Origin of the sequence: Achromobacter sp. SIMBA_011, from assembly GCF_046535435.1 — a bacterium.
Lineage (GTDB): Bacteria > Pseudomonadota > Gammaproteobacteria > Burkholderiales > Burkholderiaceae_B > Achromobacter > Achromobacter dolens.
Genome location: NZ_JAWRWN010001340.1, coordinates 1 through 230, shown reverse-complemented (window position 1 = coordinate 230; position 230 = coordinate 1). Strand labels below are relative to the sequence as shown.

Below are 230 nucleotides of genomic sequence, written 5' to 3'. Positions count from 1 at the left end.
CGCTGGTGGCGCGCTTCGGCGAAGCCCGCGTCAGCCTGCCGGGCGGCGGCACCATCGGCCAGCGTCCGGTGGACCAGCACATCAAGGGCCTGGCGGCGCTGGGCGCCGACATCAGCAACGAGCACGGCTTCGTGGTGGCGCGCGCCAAACGCCTGGAGGGCGCCTCGATCCGCACCGACATGGTCACCGTCACCGGCACCGAGAACCTGCCGATGGCCGCCGCGCTGGCC

At 73.9% G+C, this 230-nt stretch carries 1 pseudogene; it reads left to right on the top strand.

From position 1 onward, the window contains the following. A pseudogene (locus SB816_RS35440) lies at positions 1-230 on the top strand (UDP-N-acetylglucosamine 1-carboxyvinyltransferase); the annotation flags it as partial.